Raw genomic sequence first — 20,953 nt, forward strand, 5'->3', positions numbered from 1 at the left:
ACTATCCGCGCCGAGGCAAACACCTTAAACACTCTGCCGGACCGGGACCAAAACCCAAACGTTCACACGAAAAATCAAAGGGATGGACATAATGACCACCGCTGCTGATATTCTGAAACAAATTCAGGAAAAAGACATCAAGTTCGTCGATCTGCGCTTCACCGACCCGCGCGGCAAGATGCAGCACGTCACCATGGACGTTGCACTGGTTGATGAAGACATGTTCGCTGAAGGCGTTGCCTTTGACGGCTCCTCCATCGCGGGCTGGAAGGCCATCAACGAATCCGACATGATGCTCATCCTGGATCCGGAATCGGCTCACATCGACCCGTTCTTCGCCCAATCCACCATGGCGATCTTCTGCGACATCGTAGACCCGATCACCGGCGAAGCGTACAACCGTGATCCGCGCATGACCGCGAAGAAGGCAGAAGCCTACGTCAAGTCCGGCGGCTTCGGCGACACCATCTACATTGGCCCGGAAGCCGAATTCTTCATGTTTGACGACGTCCGCTTCAACGCCGACCCGTACAACACCGGCTTCATCCTGGACAGCTCCGAACTGCCGTCCAACATGGGCTCCGAGTATGAGACCGGCAACATGGGCCACCGCCCACGCACAAAAGGCGGATACTTCCCGGTCCCGCCAGTCGACAGCGCGCAGGACATCCGCTCCGAAATGCTGTCCGTCATGAGCGAAATGGGCGTTCCGACTGAAAAGCACCACCACGAAGTGGCTGCTGCCCAGCACGAACTCGGCATGAAGTTCGACAACCTGACCTCCTGCGCCGACAACATGCAGGTCTACAAGTATGTTGTTCACCAGGTTGCTCATGCCTATGGCAAGTCCGCAACCTTCATGCCGAAGCCTGTTTTCGGCGACAACGGCACCGGCATGCATTGCCACCTGTCCATCTGGAACAACGGCGAGCCGACCTTTGCCGGTAACCAGTACGCGGATCTTTCCGAGACCTGCCTGTACTTCATCGGCGGCATTCTGAAGCATGCCAAAGCCCTTAACGCTTTCACCAACCCGTCCACCAACTCCTACAAGCGTCTGGTCCCGGGTTACGAAGCACCGGTTCTTCTCGCCTACTCCTCGCGTAACCGGTCTGCGTCTTGCCGCATCCCGTTCACGTCTTCTCCGAAAGCGAAACGCGTTGAAGTCCGCTTCCCGGATCCGACCGCGAACCCGTACCTCTGCTTCTCTGCCCTGCTGATGGCTGGCCTTGACGGCATCAAAAACAAGATCCATCCGGGCGATGCGATGGACAAGAACCTCTACGATCTGCCGGCTGAAGAACTGGCCGAGATCCCGACGGTTTGCGGCTCGCTGCGTGAAGCTCTCGAAGCTGTTGACGCTGATCGTGAGTTCCTCAAAGCAGGCGGCGTCTTTGACGACGACCAGATCGATGCTTACATCGAACTGAAGATGGAAGAAGTCGAGCGTTACGAGATGACCCCGCATCCGGTCGAGTTCGATCTCTACTACTCTGTCTAAGACAGTTTAGGCGTCAAACACGGAAAGCCCCGGTCACTCGACCGGGGCTTTTCTTTTTGATCCGATGAAACCTTGAAAGAGGCAGGGCCGAACCCTCGCTGGCAGTTTACTGCGCCGGCCGTGGGTCAGTTCTCGCCTGTAAGCGCGCTAACAGAAGCAGCTCCGGTGTATTTCTTTAGCATGTCGGCCTGATAGCCATCTCGGATAATACTGTCGAGACCGTTTTGCATACGCTTGAGCAATGCTTCATCGGTCTCCGGGTTGCAGGCGAGCGCATTTCCAATGATGTCGCCAAATCCATGGACCATCTCAATCTCAACACCTTGCTGCACAAGCGTGTGGAACGTCATGCTGGAGATCGCGGCAAGGTGTAACCGATCTTGAACCAGCTGACGGATCACCGTTTCCACATCATCAAAATAATCGAGACTGCTGAAACCCTGGGTCTTCAAGACATACTCGGCGTAGTCGCTCCGCTGAGTGCCGACGGAAAATTTTCCAACAATTTCACCCAGGTCCGACGGGATCTGTGATCCGGCCTTCTTGATCAGGAACAGCTCAGCACCACCGAGCGGTGATATCCAGGCAAAGGTCTCGGCTCTTGCCGGTGTATAGGCGGTGGTGAAGACACAATGGTTTTTTCTGTTCTCAGCCAACCAAAAGGCCCGCGACCACGGGAGAATCTCCATGGTGAATTCAATGTTCTCCCGGACCATGATTTCGCGCACCTGATCCGCGCCCAGCCCAACGATCTCTCCGTCTTTCATGAAATTGAAGGGCGGATAGTTCTCCGTCACAAGATGAATTTCAGCCGCCTGCGCCTGCTCCGCCACGGTCAAAAGACCGCAGATGAAGCCGACCGAGCTGATCGCATTCCGCACCGATTTAAATCGACCGTTCATAATCAGATTTACCGGATCCTGTTATTTCCGATGATATTTACGCAGCGAAGTCTTACAAATTGCTTGAGTGGTATACCTGACGGCCTGCGCAAACGTCAGTTTTGATCCAGCCAGTCCTTCAAGGATGGCCGGAAGCTCGTCCCCTTCCCATACATGGCGGGAGACGCGATCATTGCATTAAGCACAGCCTCCTGTGTGGTTTCCGCTGCGGCCTGAAACAGAAGATCGATATTCCCTTCATGCATATAATCGCGCGCGATCAGATCGCGTTCTGAATTATGCGGTATCTTGTGGGCCGTTGAGAACGCAAAACCGATGTCGCCACTGCCGTTACCGTAGAATGAGCCGAGCCGGGCAAGACCGGCGCCTGCACGGCGGGCAATCCGTTTCAGCTGCCGGCTTTCAAGCGGCACATCAGTTGCAAGAACAATGATGACAGACCCGCGCTCTTCCTGAGCTGCCATGCCCTCAGGAGATGGCCTGCGCCCATCCGGCAGCACGAGGTCCCCGGCCCTGCCAAAGTTTGCCTGAACCAACGCACCCAGTGTGAAGGTCCTCTCCTCCAGTTCAATCTGCCGGGATGCGGACCCGATCCCCCCTTTGAATCCGAAACAACTGATACCGGTCCCAGCTCCGACACTGCCTTGCTCAAAGTCTTCTGAGGCTGCCACAAGCGCCGCATTAGCGTCCTCTTCGGTCAGCGCAATCGCGTTGATATCACTGAGATATCCGTCGTTGCATTCCATGACGACCGGATTGACTGTCCCTTTCGCGCGGTCAATCTGAGGGTTTTGCCGCAACTCCCGCCGGATCAATGCGTGAATGCCTTCTGCCACGCCAAAGGTGTTGGTGAGCAGGATCGGGGTTTCCAGGGTTCCCAATTCCTCCACCTGGATCAGGCCAGCGCTTTTGCCAAAGCCGTTGATGACGGCGCTGGATGCCACAAGCTTATCCAAAAACAAATTGCCCTGATGCGGGACGATGGCCGTGAATCCCGTTCGCAAGTCACCATCGATGACTGTCTTGTGCCCGACCGTGATACCCGCGACATCCGTGATCAGGTTTCGGGGTCCGGGTTGCATGGCCCCACAGATCAGTCCGTGGGCACGAACTGGCGATACGTTTGTCGGCCTCATAACGGGTTCGCTCCATTCAACGGGAAATAAATAAATAGGCTAATATCCGGAGACTTAACGTTCCAAAACGTTAAAGCCTTCATCCGGCCCTGGCGGGACAAAGTATTTGGTAACCGCTTCAAATTGCTCATCACTCACAGAAAACGGATGGCCACCGCTGGCATTGCGCGCCCGCAGCCGTTCCTTGCAGATCTCGTTAGAAACATTGAGGTAATGGAGCGTGTGATCGCTTCCGCTGTTTTCAGACACACGCCGCATCCAGACGCGCGTCGCCGGCGTGTTGGCCGGAAAGTCGAGAACCACGGACACGCCACCTTCCAAAAGCCCAATCACATGCGGCTCCATAACCGCGCGCAGCCGCGCCGAGACCCGCACATAATCTCTGATTGTCGACATTTCAGGCCCGAACAATTCGGCCAGCCAAGTGTCTTCGCTAATCAAAACAGTTGCCGGTTGCCTAAAGAGGTTTCCGGCAAGCGTCGACTTTCCAGAGGCGATCTTGCCGCACAGAATATGGAGATGTCCTGGTGTCATGGAGAAGCCTATTAGAACCCGCCGGTCGGGTAATTATCATTTGAGGCCACGAAAGTGGCACCTGACCGGCAGATTCGCAACGATAGCTTATGCTTGAAGCGCTTTGTCAGCGCGCCAGCAACGTCTCCAGACCAATCACGAGAAGCGTCAAAAACAGGAAGTAGGCAGCGAACCGGCCGTGGTCGGTGCCATCGATCACGACCTTGCGCAACAGCGACCCGAAGATATCAAGCAAGGAGACCGTTACGAGGATTATCAATAGGATCGCGGCGCCAGCCGAATAATCAAAGCCGCGCAGCGCTTCGGAGAGCGACATGCCAATGCCGCCCGCGCCGACAATACCCAGCACGGTTGCAGAGCGCACATTGGCTTCAAACCGGTAGAGAGAATAGGAAATCCAGAGCGGCAGAACCTGCGGCACGACACCATAAACGATCTCCTGAATAGCCGGAGCGCCTGTCGCTTTGATGCCCTCAACCGGACGCGGATCGATCGCCTCCACGGCTTCTGAAAAGAGTTTTGCGAGCGTGCCCGTCGTGTGGATCATCAGCGCCAAAACACCTGCCAGCGGCCCAAGACCAACAGCCGCCACAAAGATCAGAGCAAATACCAGCTCATTGATCGCACGGAAGGCGTCCATAAGCCTGCGCACAGGGAATACGATCCAGTATGGCGCAATGTTGGACGAGGACAGCAACCCGAACGGAACCGCAAGGATCACCGACAGAAAGGACCCCCAGACCGCCATTTGGACGGTTTCGAGCATCAAGTCGAAATAACTGTGCCAATACCGGAAGTTCGGCTTGAGAAAGTCCTCCAGCAGCATGGCCATGTTGCCACCGCCGGTGAATACCTGGCCCATGCGGTGCATATCCGCCGGATGAAAACTCCAGACCAGCATGACGATCAAACCGCCCCAGATCAGAACGTCAAAGACTTTCTCCTGAGTGGTTCGACCCGGAACCTCAAGAACGGGCTCGCCCGTGTTGAGCACGTTTACAATACTGGTCATGGAAGGTGTCCTGTGCGGAGATCAAACAAGGGCATGAGGGACATCCCCTCATGCCGATGCGTTGCGCTGATTACTTGCGCGGGCGGGCAGCAGCGGCTGCGCGGATTTCTTCGATCTTGGTGTTGATTTCCAAGATTTTCGCGGTCCGTTCGTCGTCGGAATAGGTGTCGTCACCTTCGATGGACATGCGCTGACGGATCTGATCCATTTCGTAGAACGGCCACAGCTGGGCGTTGGACGACGGAATGAACGGCCCCATGTCGATCATGGCCAGGTTCTCACGCGCCTTGGCCACTTCCTCGTCGGTGCCCTGACGGCCATAGGTCATGAAGAAAAACACGATCTTCGACTTGATGCTTTCATCGAGCTCCGGACGCCATGCCATCGGATCAGACGCGATCAGCGGAGAACGCCAGATTTCCTTCAGTTCGGCAAACAGTTCCGGCTTGGCGTTCTTCAAGCGGGAATACATGCCGGTGGAGGATGCAACAGCTGCATCAACCTGTTTGGTTGCAACCGAAATCAGGTTGGTCTCGTGGTTGGCGTTGCGAAGGGTCTTAAAACAGTCCTTCGGATTCACGCCTTCTTTGGCAAAAACGAAGGTGGACGGGACAAGGAAACCGGACGTGGAATTCGGATCGCCGATGCCAAAATTCAGATCCTTGTTGCACGCCATGACATCTTCATAGGTGAGGCCGGAGTCCTTGTGTGTCACCATCACCGACCAGTAACCACGATCCCCGGTCGCTTCGGTCGTTTGAGCAAAAATCTCGGCCCCAGCGCGGTCAACTGCAACCATAGCAGACTTGTTGCCGTACCAGACAACGTCGACCTTGTCGAAACGCATGCCTTCGATCACACCGGCATAGTCAGCAGCAAAGAAAGGCTTCACCGGCATACCGAGGGAGGCTTCCATGGCTTCAAGAAACGGGCCCCACTTCTCACGCTGCGCAGAGCTGGATTCAGTGGAAAGAATGCCGAAGTAAAGTTCTTCCGGGTTTTCACGTTCGGCAAGCGCCGGGCCGCTCAAACCAAACATTATCGCTGCAGACGCAGCAATGCGAGTAATCAATTTCATCACGATTTCTCCCCTGGAGAGATTCAGGCCGTCGCCGGGATTGGCGCGGTCCCGAAGTCTTCGGCATCCGGCAGCACAAGTTCTTCGCTGGCCTCACCGTAGATTTCGCGCAAAAACTGGGTCGTAAGAGCATGGCTCGGACCGTCGTAAACGATCTGTCCGGCCCGCATGGCTATCGTCCGCTTGCAGTACCGGCGGGCATATTCGACCTGGTGCAGGGAAACGACCACGGTCGTGCCGTCTTCTTCGTTGATCCTGGACAGGATCCCCATCACGCGCTTCGCCGAAGCCGGATCCAGGGACGCAATCGGTTCGTCGGCCAAAATGATTTTCGCCCCTTGAACGATTGTCCGGGCGATGGCCGCGCGCTGCTGCTGGCCGCCCGACAGTGTAGACGCCCGCTGACGCGCCTTTGTCTCAATGCCAACGCGCTGCAGGGCGCGCATTGCAAGCTGCTTTTCTTCTGATGAGAAAAAACCAAACAGACCACGCCAAACCGGCACTTTCCCAAGCAGACCAGCAAGCACATTGGTCAAGACACTCAGTCGCGGCACCAGATTGAACTGCTGAAACACGACACCGATGCCGGTTCGCGTCGCCGAGATGTTTTTGGAGATGGCGCCGCTGTCTTGAACTGAGTGCCCATTGATCGAGATCTGACAACAGCCGCTGTTTTTATCTCCAGCCACCAGACCGGAAATAAGGCGGATCAAGGTGGATTTTCCGGAACCAGACGCTCCGATCAGTGCAACGAACTCACCATCGGCGACCGTCAGATCGACACCATCCAAGGCGCGAATGCCACCCCGGAACGTTTTGGACAATCGTTTTACTGTAATCGCAGACATTGACGCCTCCTTGACCAAGAGGGTCGTAACAAACGCGCCGGCTGCGTGAGTGAAGGATTGGTGTCATTCTGATGAAATCTGCCGCGCTCAAGATTTGCGCACTAGGCCGTGTGGACGAATTGGAGACGTATTTCGTGAGCCAAGTGCCAAGATATGGCGGCGACGGTCCTGTAGAGCATATCGATATACGGTCAAAAAGCCGGCGGTACCAGATCGCCGGCACTTGGCTCACCCTTTGGGCCGTGTTTGCAGTGCTCAATTCCAGCGCAAATCCGTCTTGATGACGCACAAGCATCACCTTCACCGGATTTCCTTGATCTTGAACGATGCAAATCCCGGCGAAATGCATCTCCAATTCGTCCACACGGCCTAGGGAGCATTGTTTGGGAACAAAAGCTTATCCCAAAAAACGAAAGGCCCCCAATTGGAGGCCTTCGTTTAAAACTCTTGTATCTGCATAATCAGTAGCAGACCCGGCGATAACCGACGACAACATAGCGGTGTTCATAAGGGTTCCACCGGCGGACGGCCTGGTTGTGGCAGCGGACGGGCGCGACATATCTGGGCTGAACCTGACTGGCGATGATGGCGCCCGCAGCAAGCCCTATGATGGCTCCGGCTGCAACAGCGCCCGCCCGGTTTCCGGCATGGGCTTCAGTCGCCGAAACTGAAACCGCGGCCGTTGCGAGGGCAGCAGTTACAACTGCTGCGATTGCGACTTTCCTTAACATTTCAACTCCTCCTCGGGATGAACATGCGCTCTTCAGCGCCAACACCTGCACCTTAGGATGAGCCCTCCCTTGCTGCTGTGATTGTGGTCACGCTTGATGTTTTTTGCGCAGGTTTGCTCACCGCGCCTTCTCCATGACCCGAACTGCGATCAAGTCTCATGGGAAATGTTGGACCTTGAGAAACTGATGAACCCAAACCTTTGAAGACCGAACTTTTAGACCCTGTGCAATTTACATCATTGCTTTGCCGGTATAGAGCCATGCCCAACAGGCGAATGGCCACACGACAGTTGCATTTAACGGGCAGACATATGAGCGAGTTCAAGTCAGAGTTTTTGAAAGTTCTCTCCGAGCGCGGGTTCGTTCACCAGATCTCGGATCCTCAAGGCCTCGACGAGCTCTGTGCCAAGGAAACCGTGACCGCCTATATCGGCTTCGACTGCACGGCGCCGAGCCTGCATGCCGGGTCGCTTGTGACCATCATGATGCTCTACTGGTTCCAGCAGACCGGCCACCGGCCGATCGCGCTCATGGGCTCCGGGACAACACGGGTCGGCGATCCGACCGGCAAGGATGAAAGCCGCAAGGTTCTGTCCGATGAAACCATCGAAGAAAACAAGGCCGGCATCCGTAAGGTCTTTGAAAAGCTCCTTAGCTTCGGTGATGGTCCGACGGATGCCCTGATGATGGACAATGCAGACTGGTTGCTCAAATTGAACTACATGGAGTTCCTGCGTGACATCGGCCGGCATTTCTCGGTCAACCAGATGATCCAGCGCGATTCCGTCAAGCTGCGCCTGGAGCGGGAACAGCACCTGTCCTTCCTGGAATTCAACTATATGCTCCTTCAGGGCTACGACTTCCTGGAGATCTACCAGCAGACCGGCTGCCGCCTGCAAATGGGCGGATCCGACCAGTGGTCCAACATCCTGTCCGGTGTGGATCTCATCCGCCGGAAAGAATCCAAGGAAGCCTTTGCGCTCACCGCTCCGCTGTTGACCACCTCTTCCGGCGCCAAGATGGGCAAGACGGCGGCCGGCGCAGTCTGGCTCAACGAGGAACAGCTGTCGGCCTATGACTACTGGCAATATTGGCGCAATACGGAAGATGCGGATGTCGAAAAGTTCCTGAAGCTTTTCACAATTCTGCCACTTAATGAGATCAGCCGGTTGGCAGCGCTCGATGGTGCGGGCATCAACGAGGCCAAAAAGGTACTGGCCACAGAAGCCACAGCGATGATCCACGGCCGGGAAAAGGCGGAGGCTGCCGCAGAAACTGCGCGCAAGGCATTCGAAGAGGGCCAATCCGCGGAAGGTCTGCCGACTGTTGAAGTGGCAAGCGCCGATCTTGAGGCCGGGCTGGGTGTTTTGAATGCCTTTGTCACGGCCGGGCTGTGTGCATCCAACGGAGATGTCCGCCGCAACATCAAGGGTGGCGCCGTCAAGATCAACGACAAGGGCGAACAGGATGCCAACCGTCAGCTCACCCTGGCGGATGTGACCGAAGACGGCATCATCAAGCTGTCGCTCGGCAAGAAGAAACACGTTCTCTTGAAGCCGGTCTGATCAACTCAGTGAGTTCAACACTGGAAATAGCCGGGCGGTCCCTGCCCGGCTTTTTTATTATCAGTTTGCTATTCCGGCTGGAACTCGAACATTCTGCGGAAGATACCGGGCGCGATCGCGGAAATCGGGTTGACCGACAGCACCGGGTCGGACAAGGAGCCGGACAAGCGGTAGGTCACACCGATCAACCCTTCCCCCGTACTTCCCCCAAGCGCGAAGCCAAGAAGCGGGATCTTTGAAAAGAAATTGTTGAGCGCATAGATCGGCACGAATGTTCCGGTGAGATTGAGCGTTTGCTGTTTGAGATCCACCGTGCCAGCCACCGTGCCGCCAAGCGCGTTGCCCTGCAACGCGCCGCGGCTGATCGTCATCTGATCACCTTCCCGGGTGAAATTGATGTCCAGCGTTTCAAATGAAGCCGTACCGCGCGCGACTTCCGCAGTGTTGGCCTGGGGCTGGCGCACGATCACACGGCTTGCCTCATCGCGCGTGTTCAAGTTGGTTGTGCTGATGCGCTGAATGGCCGGATCTTCCGTGATGACCAGCGAACGCACCTTGAAATCGCCCACCCAACTGTCGGCGTCGGCCATGGCAACACTCAAGGTACCGCGTCCGCCGCGCATACGTTTGTAGAGATCCAGAAACGCCAGCATGGCGCCCGTATCGTCAAAGCGCCCGTCGGCCTGTTGCGCGCCGCCATTGCTCGTCAACGTAAAACGGAATTCTGAGCTGCCACCAACGAGGCCGCTTATGTCTGCGGCCAACAAGCCGCGGGCTCCGGTATCCACCCGGCCCGTGACGTTCTCCATCCAGCGTTTGTTGAACCCGGTCATCCGGGCAACATCAACTGCGATCCGGGCGCCGTCGGCGAAATCGCCCGCGCCTTGGCTCCCTCCGGGGCTTCTAAGGCTCTGGACCAGGCCCCGGCCGTCGAAATTCTTGCCGGAAAAGATAATGTCATACCGGCCGCTGTCCGCCCGGGTGATATCGATTTGGGCATCATCCCCTGGCCGTAGTTGAAAGCGCGGAAAGGTTGCTTCAGTAAGCTCGCCGGTCGCCGACAAGTGGATATGACCAAAGATATCCGCACCTTCCGAGACCAGCTCGAAGTCTTGGACAACTTTCTTATCGTCGGTTTCGATTAGCTTGAAGGAGGCGGACGCCGGTACGCCCTTTGCCTTTCGCCAACCAAGCGCTTGAAGCCGAACTTCGGTTTCTTGAAGGTCGATGCTGATGTTCTGACCGCCCTCCGCCTTGCCCGCGCTGACCGTCATCGGGCCGTCCAGGAAAGCTGTCAGATCAATTCCACGGGCCTTCAGCTGATCAGCCGTCACGGACGCCACGACATCCTGGCGCCGTGGGTCGCCTGCTCCAGATAGCGGCACGACCAAGTTGATATCCGCGTTCAGACCGTCAAACTCACCGTTGCCGGAGATCACGATTTGGCTGCGATCTGCCTCGATCGACAGATCAGCATTTTGGATCTGGTGCCCCATGATCGGGTTCTCGTCGGAAAAGTCTTCCGATCGGCCAACCGCTTTCCAGGTGACATCGTCCATGTCGATCACGCGTTCCATCGGGAAACTCGCGGTGATATCGACAACGCCGCTCCCGGTCACACCACCGGTTTTCAAGTTCGCACGGTCAAGAACCTCAAACGGTTTTGCATTCAACAATGCGCCGATTTCCGCGTTCTCGCCTTCAAGGCGCGTCTCGACCTTCGCGATCTTTCCGACACGCAATGGCAGGTTGTGGATCTCAAAAACCGTCGCAGGAACGACGACATCATCTTCCCCGGGCAGATCGGCTGTACCACCGCTGGCCTTGACGGTCAGGACCTCGTTTTCGATGGTCATGGTTCCGGACAGGCCATCCACCACGGCAACATCGCCGACCGGTGCAACAGCGCCGTCAACGAAGCTCATGGTCATTTCCATATCGTCGCCAGACCACCCCGCATCCGGATCAAGGTAATTGAACCCCGGTGGACGTATGGCGGCGGTAAAGGACGCGGTTTCGATCAAGCCTGCCTTGATCCGTTCTATTATCCATTTGCGTGCGGGCGGCACCAAGGTGATTGGCCAAACCTTTTTGGCCAGGGAAATCGGGATCTGTTCGCCATCGACAGCTATCGCCAAGTATGGCCCATCTGAACCGATCTGGATGTTTACAACACCGGTTGCACTTGCCTTGCCCGAACGCACAGAAAAGCGGCTGATATGAATTTGCTTCTCAGCCAGATTGAACCTGCCGTGGACAGTGGCGCCATCCAGCATTTGCGGCGGCTCACGCACATCCAACGGCCCGACCTGAGGGTGCTCCGTTTCAAGCCGGAAATCCCAGACCGGCGCGTCGCCGGTAGGTTGATCAATCTGTCCGGAAAAAAAGATCCGCGTATTGCCCCGGATAAAATGGGATGTCTGGATCTCAATCGGTTTGTCCGGGCCGCGGTAAACCGCAGACAGCGCGACATCATCGAAGGCAACCAACGTCCGGCCCATCTGGAACCAGCCGTTTTGAACCCTCGCAACGGCGTTCGCGGAAATAAGTTCCCCATTCTCATCCAGAACGCTGTCGAGTTTCGCCGACGCCGGCAGCCTCAAGCCCTTGCCATAGGCTATTGCAGCATCGGGCCCCAGAAGTTCGGCAAGTGTTATCCCGTTGACGACGGCCGCCATGCGGGTGCCTGGCCCGGTCTTGGACGGCGCTCTCAGAAAATCCAATCGCCAAGAGGTCACCCGCCCGCCAACGCGGGCGCTCGCAGAGATTTCGCCGTCAGGAGACCGGAACACATCCGCATTGATGTTCGTGAAGGATCGCGGCGCCGGTCCTGTTATGTCGAAAGCCCCGTCGGAGACCGTGACGGAGGTCAGACCCCGGCGGACAAACTGATCATCGATCACATTGCCGATCCGATTGACGGCTTCGGACAATTGACTGATCTCGGGAATGACTGCCGGTCCGCCTTTCAAGGCGATCGTGACTTGCGGCTCTTTCAAATGAAGGGATGCGAACCGGATGTCTCCCGACCACAGGGCTGATCGGGTCAACGGCGCTTCGAGCCTTGGAAGCTCCAGTGTGACCGGTGCGCCGCCGCTGATATCAACACGCACATCTTGAATGACGATCCGGATCCCGTCATCGGCTGTAAAGTCTACACTGGCGCTTTCAATCGAAAGGGTGACTGGCCCGCGCGTCCCCTGCGATGCCAGAAGTTTTCCAAGGTAAGGAACTGTGACCGGGCCTGAGACAAAGATCGCGCCCACGAACACGATAAGGCCGATAAAGACCACACCAATGGCCAAACGCAAAAGTCTGCGGCGTTTCCATGGGGCCGGTTTGGGCAGTTCGTCTTTCATTCCGTCCGGTTGCGACAATTACATTCAGTCCGTTGTCCCTCGGGCAACCCGCGGGATATCTCTTCAACTGCGTACTATTCCAAGAAGCCCGCACATCCGTTGCATTGAACGAGTCGTATCAATGCATATGATAATGCGAAACAAGCACCAAAAGCGATAGCCGCTTCCCACCCAGCTGCCGAATTCGGCATTAACGCACAAAACTTGACAGAAGGATGGCGACATGAGCGATCTGGCCATAGGCGACGCTGCACCCGATTTTGACCTTGAGGCGGACGGCGACAGCCGTTTCACCTTGAGCGACCTCAAGGGCAAACCGGTCGTGGTTTACTTCTACCCGAAGGACAACACACCGGGCTGCACCAAAGAAGCGATTGCCTTTACCGACAACATCGACGCCTTCAAGGACCTCGGCGCTACGATTTTCGGCATTTCACCGGACAGCGCCCGCAAACACGACAATTTCATTGCCAAACACAATCTTGCGGTGCGTCTCGGCGCCGACACCGACAACGCAACAGCCGAGGCATATGGTGTGTGGGTCGAAAAGTCCATGTACGGCAAAAAGTACATGGGCGTTGAAAGAGCCACATTTCTGGTGGACGCAGACGGAAAAATCGCTCAGATCTGGCGCAAAGTGAAAGTGCCCGGACATGCTGAAGCCGTTCTTGAGGCTGTAAAGGCCCTCTAGTTTCGCATCCCCCGGCGCGCTGATAATGAAGTCGGACGCTCAGATGACAAACACACAAACTCAGCCGGTGCCGGCGAACCTTGTTGCCGGCGCCCGCGCCATTGTCGAAGCAGCCGATACAGCTGAAAAGGTCCGGCTCGCCTATGCAGTTTCAAAGGCCTGGTTCAAACGCGACCTGGCCCTTGGCTCACCGTCAAAAGACGGCCATATGCCGGACCGTCCTGGACGTCCGGACAAGCCGGAACTGCTTGCCCCGCGCGACATGCCGAAACGCAAGCTGTCGGGAACCGCAGGCCGGCTGGCCCTGATCCACTCCCTCGCCCACATAGAACTCAATGCGGTTGACCTGACCTGGGATCTGATCGGCCGGTTCGCCCATGTCCGCCTGCCACGTTCCTATTATGACGACTGGGTGCGGGTTGGACTGGAAGAGGCCAAACACTTTTCGATGCTGCAGGACCGCCTCGGCCAACTGGGCGCATCCTATGGAGATATGCCCGCCCATGATGGTCTGTGGCAGGCTGCCCAAGACACCGGTCACGATTTGGCGGCGCGGCTTGCAATCATTCCCCTCGTCCTGGAGGCCCGCGGGCTCGATATCACGCCGCCAATGATCGATAAGGCCCGGAGCTTGGGAGATGAAGACACAACCAAATGCCTGGATGTGATTTACCGCGACGAAAAGAACCACGTTGCGTTCGGTGCCAAGTGGTTCCGATTCTTGTGTGATCGACAAGGGATTCGCCCAGAACCAGCGTTTCACAGCTATGTACGCAAGCATTTTCGTGGCGCTTTGAAACCGCCATTCAATGATCGCGCGCGATCCGAGGCAGGCTTAACCCCCGGTTTTTACAAGCCTCTTGCCAGATTAACCGGCTGAAAACCTGCATTTGAAGACGAATTGTTAACCTTAAGGAATTCTAATCATTACAAGTGAAATGCAGAATGCAGCAGTGATCGAGTGATGACCAAAAAGCGCCCAGAAATGACGCGGACCTACCAAGTGCCTCACACAGAGGCACCGCACCGGGAGTCTTTGAAAGGCGATTTGAGAACGACCACTTACATCCTCCGCCCGGTTCATCTGATTGCCGGCGCGTTGACCTGCATCGCGGCGTCCCTAATCGTAACAGGTGCCATCAGCTATCAGGTCATGCGATCCGGCGTGGTGGCAGAAGTCAATGCCGAGCGCACCGAAGTTGCGCTCCAGTATCAGGACCGTATAGCCCGCCTCCGCGCCGAAATTGAGCGGTTGAACAGCCGGCAGTTGGTTGACCGGGAAAGCGTTGAAATCCAAGTGATGGATGTGCTGCGCCGTCAGCAAGACCTCAATCAACGCCACACGATCGTCGCCGACCTCATGGCACGCGCTGAGAGCGTCGGGATCTACCTCAACACCGGCAAGCCGGTTCCAGCCCAAAAGCCAGCCATCGATGAAGGCCGGATTGCAGCCGCTCCCAAAGGGGATCGCACGGCCATGGGCGGCGAAAACGAAGTAATCTCCGAACCCGTCAAGGCGCTGGGCCTCCGGGACGCTTCGCGCAAGCCGTTTGATCCGCTGTCCGTTCTTCAGGGCACTGATGCACCTACCGGCGGAACCTTAAAAAAAAAGACTGAAAAACGGGCAGCTCTAGACGCCCTGAAAGCCGACATTTCGGAAATGGGCACGGAAAGCACCGCTGCCGTCGACGCCATCACTGTCGCAACAGAAAGCCGGATCGAAGACATTCTCGGCATCACAAAGCCGCTCGTCCCCAATCTCAACAAAGCAGTACGTAGTTCCTCCAGTCTTGGTGGCCCCTTCGAACCGCTCAGCCAGACAAGTTTTGCCGACAGGCTGAATCGGGCTAACACCGCGCTCGATACCCTGAAGCGGGTGAAGTTCGCAGCCCTCCGCTTGCCCGTCAAACGCCCGGTCCGCAACGGCACGCTGTCCAGCGGGTACGGTCCGCGCATGGATCCTTTTTTGAACCGGCTGGCAATGCACTCCGGGCTTGATTTCAAAGCCCCCTATGGCGCGCGCGTTTATTCTGCGGCACCCGGTACTGTCATCTTCGCTGGCTGGAAAGGCGGTTACGGCAAAATGGTCGAGATCCGCCATGCCAACGGCTTCGTCACACGCTACGCTCACCTGAGCAAGATCCGGACGTCTGACGGCAGTCATGTGGTTGCCGGAGATGTGATCGGCAATATCGGCTCGACGGGACGCTCGACCGGTCCGCACCTTCATTATGAGGTGCGCCAGAACGACCGGCCGACCAACCCGGCAACCTTTCTGCGCGCTGGCGAGAGACTGGCGAAGCTGACGCTATAACAAAAAAAGCGGCACCCAAGCGCCGCTTTCAATCTGGTCTCCGGTAGAGATCAGCTTATTCAATATCCTCAACAACGACTTCGTCGCCGCCGAAGACGCGTTGGGCCAGCGCTGCTTCCATAAAGGAATCGAGGCTGCCGTCCAGCACGTCGTCCGGCGATGTGCTTTGAACGCCGGTCCGCAGATCCTTGACCAGCTGATAGGGCTGTAGAACGTAGGAACGGATCTGGTGGCCCCAGCCGATGTCGGTCTTGGACGCAGCTTCCGCGTTTGCAGCTTCTTCGCGCTTCTTCAGCTCCGCCTCATACAGGCGCGCTTTCAGCATGCCCCAGGCAGTTGCCCGGTTCTTGTGTTGGGAGCGCTCGGACTGACACTGCACGACAATACCGGTGGGCTGGTGCGTGATGCGCACAGCGGAGTCGGTCGTGTTGACGTGCTGGCCGCCAGCGCCGGAAGCGCGGTAGGTATCTATCCGGCAATCGCTCTCGTTCACATCGATCTCGATGCTGTCATCGATAACCGGATAAACCCAGGCACTGGAAAAGCTGGTGTGACGTCGGGCGTTGCTGTCGTAAGGCGAAATCCGAACCAGGCGGTGGACACCGGACTCCGTTTTCAGCCAGCCATAGGCATTCTCGCCCTTGATGAGCAGCGTTGCCGATTTGATGCCAGCCTCTTCACCGTCGTGGTATTCCAGAAGCTCAACCTTGTAGCCGCGCTTTTCCGCCCAACGGCGGTACATGCGCAGCAGCATGGAGGCCCAGTCTTGGCTCTCCGTGCCGCCTGCCCCGGAGTTGATTTCCAGGTAGGTGTCGTTGCCGTCGGCCTCGCCGGACAGAAGCGAATCCAACTGCAGCTGATTGACCTTGTCCTTCAGCCCGCGCAGCGCCTCTTCCGCGTCTTCGACAACAGACTTGTCGTCTTCCATTTCACCGAGCTCGATCAGCTCGATGTTGTCCGCCAGTTCCTGTTCCAGCCCCTTGACGCCGTTGATGCCGTCATCAAGCTGCTGACGCTCGCGCATCAGTTTCTGGGCTTTGGCCGGGTCACTCCAGAGTTCGGGATCTTCAGAAAGAGCGTTCAGCTCCTCCAGTCTTACCAGGGCCTGATCCCAGTCAAAGATGCCTCCTCAGCAGGCTTATGGCCTGCTTGATTTCATCAACGATGGCTTCCATCTCGGCGCGCATCGGATACCTCTCTTATTGGTGAAAAGCCCGGAGCCTTGATTCAGGATCCGGGCTGAATTTGGAGCGGGAGATTAGCTTTCCGCAACTTTCCTGTAAACCACCGCCAACAGCGTTTGTTGCGATCGTCAGTAAAGTCCGCCGGTGCCTTGCAGAACCGCCTGTCCGGCTTCAGGCGACACATAGGTTGGAACACCCATTGTATCCTGGAACCCGATAACGGAATAGCTGTCCGGCGGGGCCATGCCCGGTTTGAAAGCCTCCAGGATCGCGCCCGGCGTTCCGCCCGCTGTCCGCAATCCGGTGTTCTTGTTGATCGGGATCAGCTGCAGTCCGCGCGGGACACGGAACTCCACCGGCGGCTTTTCGGCGAGAGCTTGCTTGACGAATTCGGTAAAGATCGGTGCAGCCACCTGCCCACCGGTCGCGCCGCGGCCCATCGGCTTGGGATTGTCGAAACCGACGAAAACACCGACTGCGAGATCCGGTGTATAACCAACGAACCACGCATCTTTTTCATCATTCGTCGTCCCGGTCTTGCCAGCAACAGGCCGACCAACGGCGCGGACCGAGGTTGCAGTTCCGCGCTGAACCACACCCTCCATCATGGAGGTGATCTGGTAAGCGGTCATCGGGTCGAGCACTTGCTCACGATTGTCGATCAAAGTCGGTTCGCTCTGACCGTCCCAGGCATTTTGCGTACAGCCGTCACAGATCCGGCTGTCGTGCTTGTAGATTGTGCGGCCGTAGCGGTCCTGGATCCGGTCGATCAGGGTCGGATGCAGCTTTCGGCCCCCATTGGCAATGGTCGCATAAGCTGCCGTCATCCGCAGAACCGTGGTTTCCCCGGCACCGAGCGACATGGACAGAACCGGCAGCATGTTATCGTAGATGCCGAACCGCTTGGCGTATTCCGCCACCAGCGGCATGCCCATGTCCTGTGCGAGGCGCACGGTCATCACGTTCCGCGACCGTTCAATCCCGGTGCGCAAGGTCGACGGACCGTAGAACTTGCCGCCGTAGTTTTGAGGCCGCCAGGTCCCAAGTCCAGGACCTTGGGAAATCTCGAGCGGTGCATCCATCACCACAGATGACGGAGTGTATCCATTGTCGAGGGCCGCAGCATACAAGAACGGCTTGAAGGAGGAGCCCGGCTGACGCCAGGCCTGTGTTGCCCGGTTAAATTCACTCTGTGCAAAGCTGAAACCGCCGACCAGGGCCAGAACACGGCCGGTGTACGGGTCCATCGCGACGAGGGCGCCGGACACTTTCGGGATCTGGCGAAGCTCATATGTACCGGGTGCAACGGCGCTTTCCTGAACATAGACCACATCGCCCGGTGCCAAAACATCCGAGACGGCGGACGGTGCCCGGCCGCTGACCCGTGCCCATTTCATAGTTTCCAGAAACAGCGGGCCGGCCTTGCGGTCTTCCTCGAGCTGCCCGCTTTGAAGCCGCTCCGGTTGGATGCCAACCCGCGCTTCGCTGGTTCCGCTTTCCAGGACAACAGCCAAAGACCATTCTTGCAGATCGCTCAATGCTTCGATCTTAGCCAGTTCAACGCCCCAGTCGGTGCCCGTGGAGATTCGGTCAATCGGTCCGTTCCAGCTGCCGCGCTGGTGATCGAACTTGATCAGGCCGTCCATCAAGGTCTTGCGCGCGATCTGTTGCATTTCCGGGTCGAGCGTGGACCGCACGGAAAGCCCGCCTTCATAAAGGCGCTTGGTGCCGAAGATGTCAGCCACTTCCCGGCGGACTTCTTCGGTGAAGTACTCTGCGGCAAACAACTTAGAGCCGTGACCGCGGAGCTTCACCGTGATCGGCTTTGCCTTGGCCTCTTCGCCGTCCTCAAAACTCACATGCCCGTCTTCAACCATGCGATCGATCACATAGTTGCGGCGCGCTACTGCAGCCTCGGTTTTCCGGTAGGGGTGATAATTGCTCGGCCCCTTCGGAAGCGCTGCCAGGTAGGCGGCCTCTTCCAAAGACAACTCATGAACGGACTTGTCGAAGTAGATCAGCGAGGCCGCTGCAACACCGTAAGCGCCGAACCCGAAGTAGATCTCGTTGAGATAAAGCTCAAGGATTTCGTCCTTCGTATAGGCCTGCTCGATGCGCAGCGCGAGGATGGCTTCCTTGATTTTCCGTTCAACGCGCAACTCGTTGGTCAGAAGGAAGTTCTTCGCGACCTGCTGCGTGATCGTTGACGCGCCTTCCGGACGCCGGCCAGATCCGTAATTCTGGATGAAACGCACAGCCGCACGCGCAATACCCTCAGGGTCAACGCCAAGGTGGGTGTAAAAATTCTTGTCCTCGGCCGAAATGAAGGACTGTTTCAAGCGGTCGGGCATTGCCTGGATCGGCAGAAACATCCGGCGCTGGGTGGCATATTCTGCCATTAGGCTGCCGTCTGCGGCATGAACACGGGTCATGACCGGCGGCTCATAGTTCTTCAGAGCACTGTAGTCCGGCAATCCATCATTGAGGTGTTGTAGATACATCCACACCCCAGCGGCCATCAGCAAGGCAAAGGCCGCGCCGATCCCAAATAGATAACCAAAGAACTTCACCAAGAATTTCATATGCGGGCTCGTCTTTCCCCGTCCAGCATGCCCTTACGTCTTTTACCACGCATTTAAGGGCAGGCACATATCTGTGCCAATTGCGACAATAGCAGTGTTAGCCTAAGTCGTGCACATTTATGGCGATGCTGAGGCAAATACCAGCTAAAGGTTTCCGAATGTTTTTTCGCCGGTTGCACCGGTTATTGCGATACCGCGCCATCCCGTCCCGCCAGGCGCGGCCTGAAGAAACTGTGGATGGCCTCTGTCATGGCGTCCGCCATCCGCTCCCGCCACTCTTCAGATATCAAGAGTTTCTCATCATGCGCGTTCGACAGATAACCGAGTTCGACCAAAACCGATGGCACATCATGCGCTTTCAAAACTCGGAAACCGGCGGATCTGTGCGGATTTCTGATCAGTCGTACCGCACTCTGCCACTCGCCAATCAGGGTCTTGGCAAAATAAACGGAGAAAGACCGGGTCTCGCGCCGGGCCAAATCAAGCAGAATGTCGGTTACTTCCGTCGGCTCTTCTTCAAGTTCAACACCCGCGATGATGTCCGACATGTTTTCGCTGGCGGCCAACTCCTCGGCAAGGTCATCCGATGCCCGGTCTGACAAGGTGTAAACAGTCGCTCCGCGCGCCAGTTTTTTGCCGCGCACCACCGAATCAGCATGGATCGAAATAAAGAGATCAGCCGCCAGATCATGGCCGATCTGGACACGCTCTCCCAGCGGGATGAATGTGTCATCATCCCGTGTCAGATGGATTTGATAGAGACCGCTTTCTAAAAGCTTGTCCCGAAGCAGTTTGGAAAACTCCAGAACGATCGCCTTTTCCAGAGTTCCGCCGACACCGATCGCTCCGTAGTCAATGCCGCCATGCCCAGGATCCAGTACGATCACCGGTTTGCTGTTCGCACGTTGCGCTGTCATGAGATCGGTTTTCGGTGCGGCATCTTCCCGGCTGGCAGTGCGCTTTGACCGGGTATCGGAGACAAACTTCGCAAATTCTTCATCGCTGGCCCGCACCAGATCAATCACCAGGCGCGATGGCTGATCGTCGATCGAGGGCAGAAACAGTGTTTTGTCCACCCGGACCGGTGCAACCAGGTCCACAACGACGCGAGATTTTCCGACGGCGAACAGACCAAACCGCCAGTCACGAACGAGCCCCTGCTCCGCATTTTGCGCTCTTTTGTCAAACGCAAAGGTCACTTCCGGCAGATCCAGAATGAGCCGGTAGGGCGTTCCCAGAGCGGAAATCACAGGGGTAACCTGGGCATTTAGTTCAAAAACGATTCGTGTCCGGTCTTCATCGCCGGCGACCCGAGCGGCTGAGATGACCGGCTTTTCAGATGCCAGTACCTGCGACCCATATGCTGACATAATGATCACAAGTGAAATGACCGCGAGCGCAATAACCCATTGAACCGCCGAAGCAATCGTCAACACACGGGCCAAACCGCTTGACGCCGGTGATCGCAGCAATTTTGTGTTATCAGCCATTCTCATCAAATCAGATCGCCTTGAAC

17 protein-coding genes are annotated in these 20,953 nt (G+C 56.9%); 6 read left to right on the top strand and 11 right to left on the bottom strand.

Annotated elements, in window-relative coordinates:
* Positions 1-91: 91 nt before the first annotated feature.
* A complete protein-coding gene (gene glnA / locus SADFL11_RS07375) occupies positions 92-1,501 on the top strand; it encodes a type I glutamate--ammonia ligase (RefSeq protein WP_040453337.1) in 1,410 nt (469 codons plus the stop codon).
* A 125-nt stretch (positions 1,502-1,626) separates the two neighbouring features.
* On the opposite strand, the gene SADFL11_RS07380 is transcribed toward glnA, so the two are convergent.
* The 6 genes from SADFL11_RS07380 to phnC form a co-directional block, all read right to left on the bottom strand.
* The gene (locus tag SADFL11_RS07380; protein WP_050776102.1) at positions 1,627-2,403 is read right to left on the bottom strand and encodes a substrate-binding periplasmic protein; all 777 of its coding nucleotides are present in this window, start codon (positions 2,401-2,403) and stop codon (positions 1,627-1,629) included.
* Positions 2,404-2,498: 95 nt separating this feature from the next.
* Positions 2,499-3,539, bottom strand: coding sequence for a DmpA family aminopeptidase (locus SADFL11_RS07385; protein WP_134852945.1), 1,041 nt, complete (start codon positions 3,537-3,539; stop codon positions 2,499-2,501).
* A gap of 54 nt (positions 3,540-3,593) precedes the next feature.
* Complete coding sequence (locus tag SADFL11_RS07390; protein ID WP_008196015.1) at positions 3,594-4,073, bottom strand: P-loop nucleotide/nucleoside kinase family protein; 480 nt, start codon at positions 4,071-4,073, stop codon at positions 3,594-3,596.
* A gap of 106 nt (positions 4,074-4,179) precedes the next feature.
* Positions 4,180-5,085, bottom strand: coding sequence for a phosphonate ABC transporter, permease protein PhnE (phnE, locus tag SADFL11_RS07395; RefSeq protein WP_008190790.1), 906 nt, complete (start codon positions 5,083-5,085; stop codon positions 4,180-4,182).
* Between the two features lie 70 nt (positions 5,086-5,155).
* Entirely contained in the window at positions 5,156-6,163 is a 1,008-nt protein-coding gene (gene phnD / locus SADFL11_RS07400) for a phosphonate ABC transporter substrate-binding protein (protein ID WP_040451908.1), read from the bottom strand.
* 23 nt (positions 6,164-6,186) lie between these two features.
* A complete protein-coding gene (gene phnC / locus SADFL11_RS07405) occupies positions 6,187-7,011 on the bottom strand; it encodes a phosphonate ABC transporter ATP-binding protein (protein WP_008195443.1) in 825 nt (274 codons plus the stop codon).
* 71 nt (positions 7,012-7,082) lie between these two features.
* On the opposite strand from phnC, the gene SADFL11_RS07410 reads away from it, so the two are divergent.
* A complete protein-coding gene (locus SADFL11_RS07410; RefSeq protein ID WP_134852947.1) occupies positions 7,083-7,292 on the top strand; it encodes a hypothetical protein in 210 nt (69 codons plus the stop codon).
* A 180-nt stretch (positions 7,293-7,472) separates the two neighbouring features.
* On the opposite strand, the gene SADFL11_RS07415 is transcribed toward SADFL11_RS07410, so the two are convergent.
* The gene (locus tag SADFL11_RS07415) at positions 7,473-7,742 is read right to left on the bottom strand and encodes a hypothetical protein (RefSeq protein WP_008192154.1); all 270 of its coding nucleotides are present in this window, start codon (positions 7,740-7,742) and stop codon (positions 7,473-7,475) included.
* 311 nt (positions 7,743-8,053) lie between these two features.
* On the opposite strand from SADFL11_RS07415, the gene tyrS reads away from it, so the two are divergent.
* Positions 8,054-9,307, top strand: coding sequence for a tyrosine--tRNA ligase (gene tyrS, locus SADFL11_RS07420; protein WP_008193241.1), 1,254 nt, complete (start codon positions 8,054-8,056; stop codon positions 9,305-9,307).
* A gap of 68 nt (positions 9,308-9,375) precedes the next feature.
* Here tyrS and SADFL11_RS07425 read toward each other — a convergent pair whose 3' ends face one another.
* The gene (locus SADFL11_RS07425) at positions 9,376-12,666 is read right to left on the bottom strand and encodes an AsmA-like C-terminal domain-containing protein (RefSeq protein WP_008196572.1); all 3,291 of its coding nucleotides are present in this window, start codon (positions 12,664-12,666) and stop codon (positions 9,376-9,378) included.
* 223 nt (positions 12,667-12,889) lie between these two features.
* Here SADFL11_RS07425 and bcp point away from each other — a divergent pair, with 223 nt between their 5' ends.
* From bcp to SADFL11_RS07440, 3 genes are all read left to right on the top strand, one after another.
* Positions 12,890-13,357 (top strand): thioredoxin-dependent thiol peroxidase, encoded by a 468-nt coding sequence (gene bcp / locus SADFL11_RS07430; RefSeq protein ID WP_008195776.1) that lies wholly within the window; start codon positions 12,890-12,892, stop codon positions 13,355-13,357.
* Positions 13,358-13,400: 43 nt separating this feature from the next.
* Positions 13,401-14,237: a ferritin-like domain-containing protein gene (locus SADFL11_RS07435; RefSeq protein ID WP_040453331.1), complete on the top strand. Its 837-nt coding sequence runs from the start codon at positions 13,401-13,403 to the stop codon at positions 14,235-14,237.
* 84 nt (positions 14,238-14,321) lie between these two features.
* Positions 14,322-15,671 carry a M23 family metallopeptidase gene (locus SADFL11_RS07440; protein ID WP_008195937.1) on the top strand — a complete coding sequence of 450 codons (1,350 nt, stop codon included), beginning with the start codon at positions 14,322-14,324 and terminating at the stop codon, positions 15,669-15,671.
* Between the two features lie 55 nt (positions 15,672-15,726).
* On the opposite strand, the gene prfB is transcribed toward SADFL11_RS07440, so the two are convergent.
* The 3 genes from prfB to SADFL11_RS07455 form a co-directional block, all read right to left on the bottom strand.
* Positions 15,727-16,858 (bottom strand): peptide chain release factor 2 gene (prfB, locus tag SADFL11_RS07445; protein WP_134852948.1). Its coding sequence is split into 2 segments (ribosomal slippage): positions 15,727-16,788 and positions 16,790-16,858, totalling 1,131 coding nucleotides; the frame shifts between segments, so codons are not numbered across the junction.
* Between the two features lie 125 nt (positions 16,859-16,983).
* Positions 16,984-19,437, bottom strand: a complete 2,454-nt coding sequence (locus SADFL11_RS07450) for a penicillin-binding protein 1A (RefSeq protein WP_008196001.1) — start codon at positions 19,435-19,437, stop codon at positions 16,984-16,986.
* Between the two features lie 182 nt (positions 19,438-19,619).
* Positions 19,620-20,927, bottom strand: a complete 1,308-nt coding sequence (locus tag SADFL11_RS07455; RefSeq protein ID WP_008189200.1) for an N-acetylmuramoyl-L-alanine amidase — start codon at positions 20,925-20,927, stop codon at positions 19,620-19,622.
* Positions 20,928-20,953: the final 26 nt, after the last annotated feature.

The sequence above is a fragment of the Roseibium alexandrii DFL-11 genome (genome assembly GCF_000158095.2).
In the GTDB taxonomy this organism is placed as follows: domain Bacteria; phylum Pseudomonadota; class Alphaproteobacteria; order Rhizobiales; family Stappiaceae; genus Roseibium; species Roseibium alexandrii.

Excerpts from the sequence above, each read along its gene's own strand:
- SADFL11_RS07435 (WP_040453331.1), top strand. The coding sequence starts at position 13,401 with ATGACAAACACACAAACTCAGCCGGTGCCGGCGAACCTTGTTGCCGGC.
- SADFL11_RS07380 (WP_050776102.1), bottom strand. The coding sequence starts at position 2,403 with ATGAACGGTCGATTTAAATCGGTGCGGAATGCGATCAGCTCGGTCGGC.
- glnA (WP_040453337.1), top strand. The coding sequence starts at position 92 with ATGACCACCGCTGCTGATATTCTGAAACAAATTCAGGAAAAAGACATC.
- SADFL11_RS07415 (WP_008192154.1), bottom strand. The coding sequence starts at position 7,742 with ATGTTAAGGAAAGTCGCAATCGCAGCAGTTGTAACTGCTGCCCTCGCA.
- tyrS (WP_008193241.1), top strand. The coding sequence starts at position 8,054 with ATGAGCGAGTTCAAGTCAGAGTTTTTGAAAGTTCTCTCCGAGCGCGGG.
- SADFL11_RS07410 (WP_134852947.1), top strand. The coding sequence starts at position 7,083 with ATGAAATCTGCCGCGCTCAAGATTTGCGCACTAGGCCGTGTGGACGAA.
- SADFL11_RS07425 (WP_008196572.1), bottom strand. The coding sequence starts at position 12,666 with ATGAAAGACGAACTGCCCAAACCGGCCCCATGGAAACGCCGCAGACTT.
- SADFL11_RS07455 (WP_008189200.1), bottom strand. The coding sequence starts at position 20,927 with ATGGCTGATAACACAAAATTGCTGCGATCACCGGCGTCAAGCGGTTTG.
- bcp (WP_008195776.1), top strand. The coding sequence starts at position 12,890 with ATGAGCGATCTGGCCATAGGCGACGCTGCACCCGATTTTGACCTTGAG.
- SADFL11_RS07450 (WP_008196001.1), bottom strand. The coding sequence starts at position 19,437 with ATGAAATTCTTGGTGAAGTTCTTTGGTTATCTATTTGGGATCGGCGCG.
- SADFL11_RS07390 (WP_008196015.1), bottom strand. The coding sequence starts at position 4,073 with ATGACACCAGGACATCTCCATATTCTGTGCGGCAAGATCGCCTCTGGA.
- phnD (WP_040451908.1), bottom strand. The coding sequence starts at position 6,163 with ATGAAATTGATTACTCGCATTGCTGCGTCTGCAGCGATAATGTTTGGT.
- phnC (WP_008195443.1), bottom strand. The coding sequence starts at position 7,011 with ATGTCTGCGATTACAGTAAAACGATTGTCCAAAACGTTCCGGGGTGGC.
- SADFL11_RS07385 (WP_134852945.1), bottom strand. The coding sequence starts at position 3,539 with ATGAGGCCGACAAACGTATCGCCAGTTCGTGCCCACGGACTGATCTGT.
- SADFL11_RS07440 (WP_008195937.1), top strand. The coding sequence starts at position 14,322 with ATGACCAAAAAGCGCCCAGAAATGACGCGGACCTACCAAGTGCCTCAC.
- phnE (WP_008190790.1), bottom strand. The coding sequence starts at position 5,085 with ATGACCAGTATTGTAAACGTGCTCAACACGGGCGAGCCCGTTCTTGAG.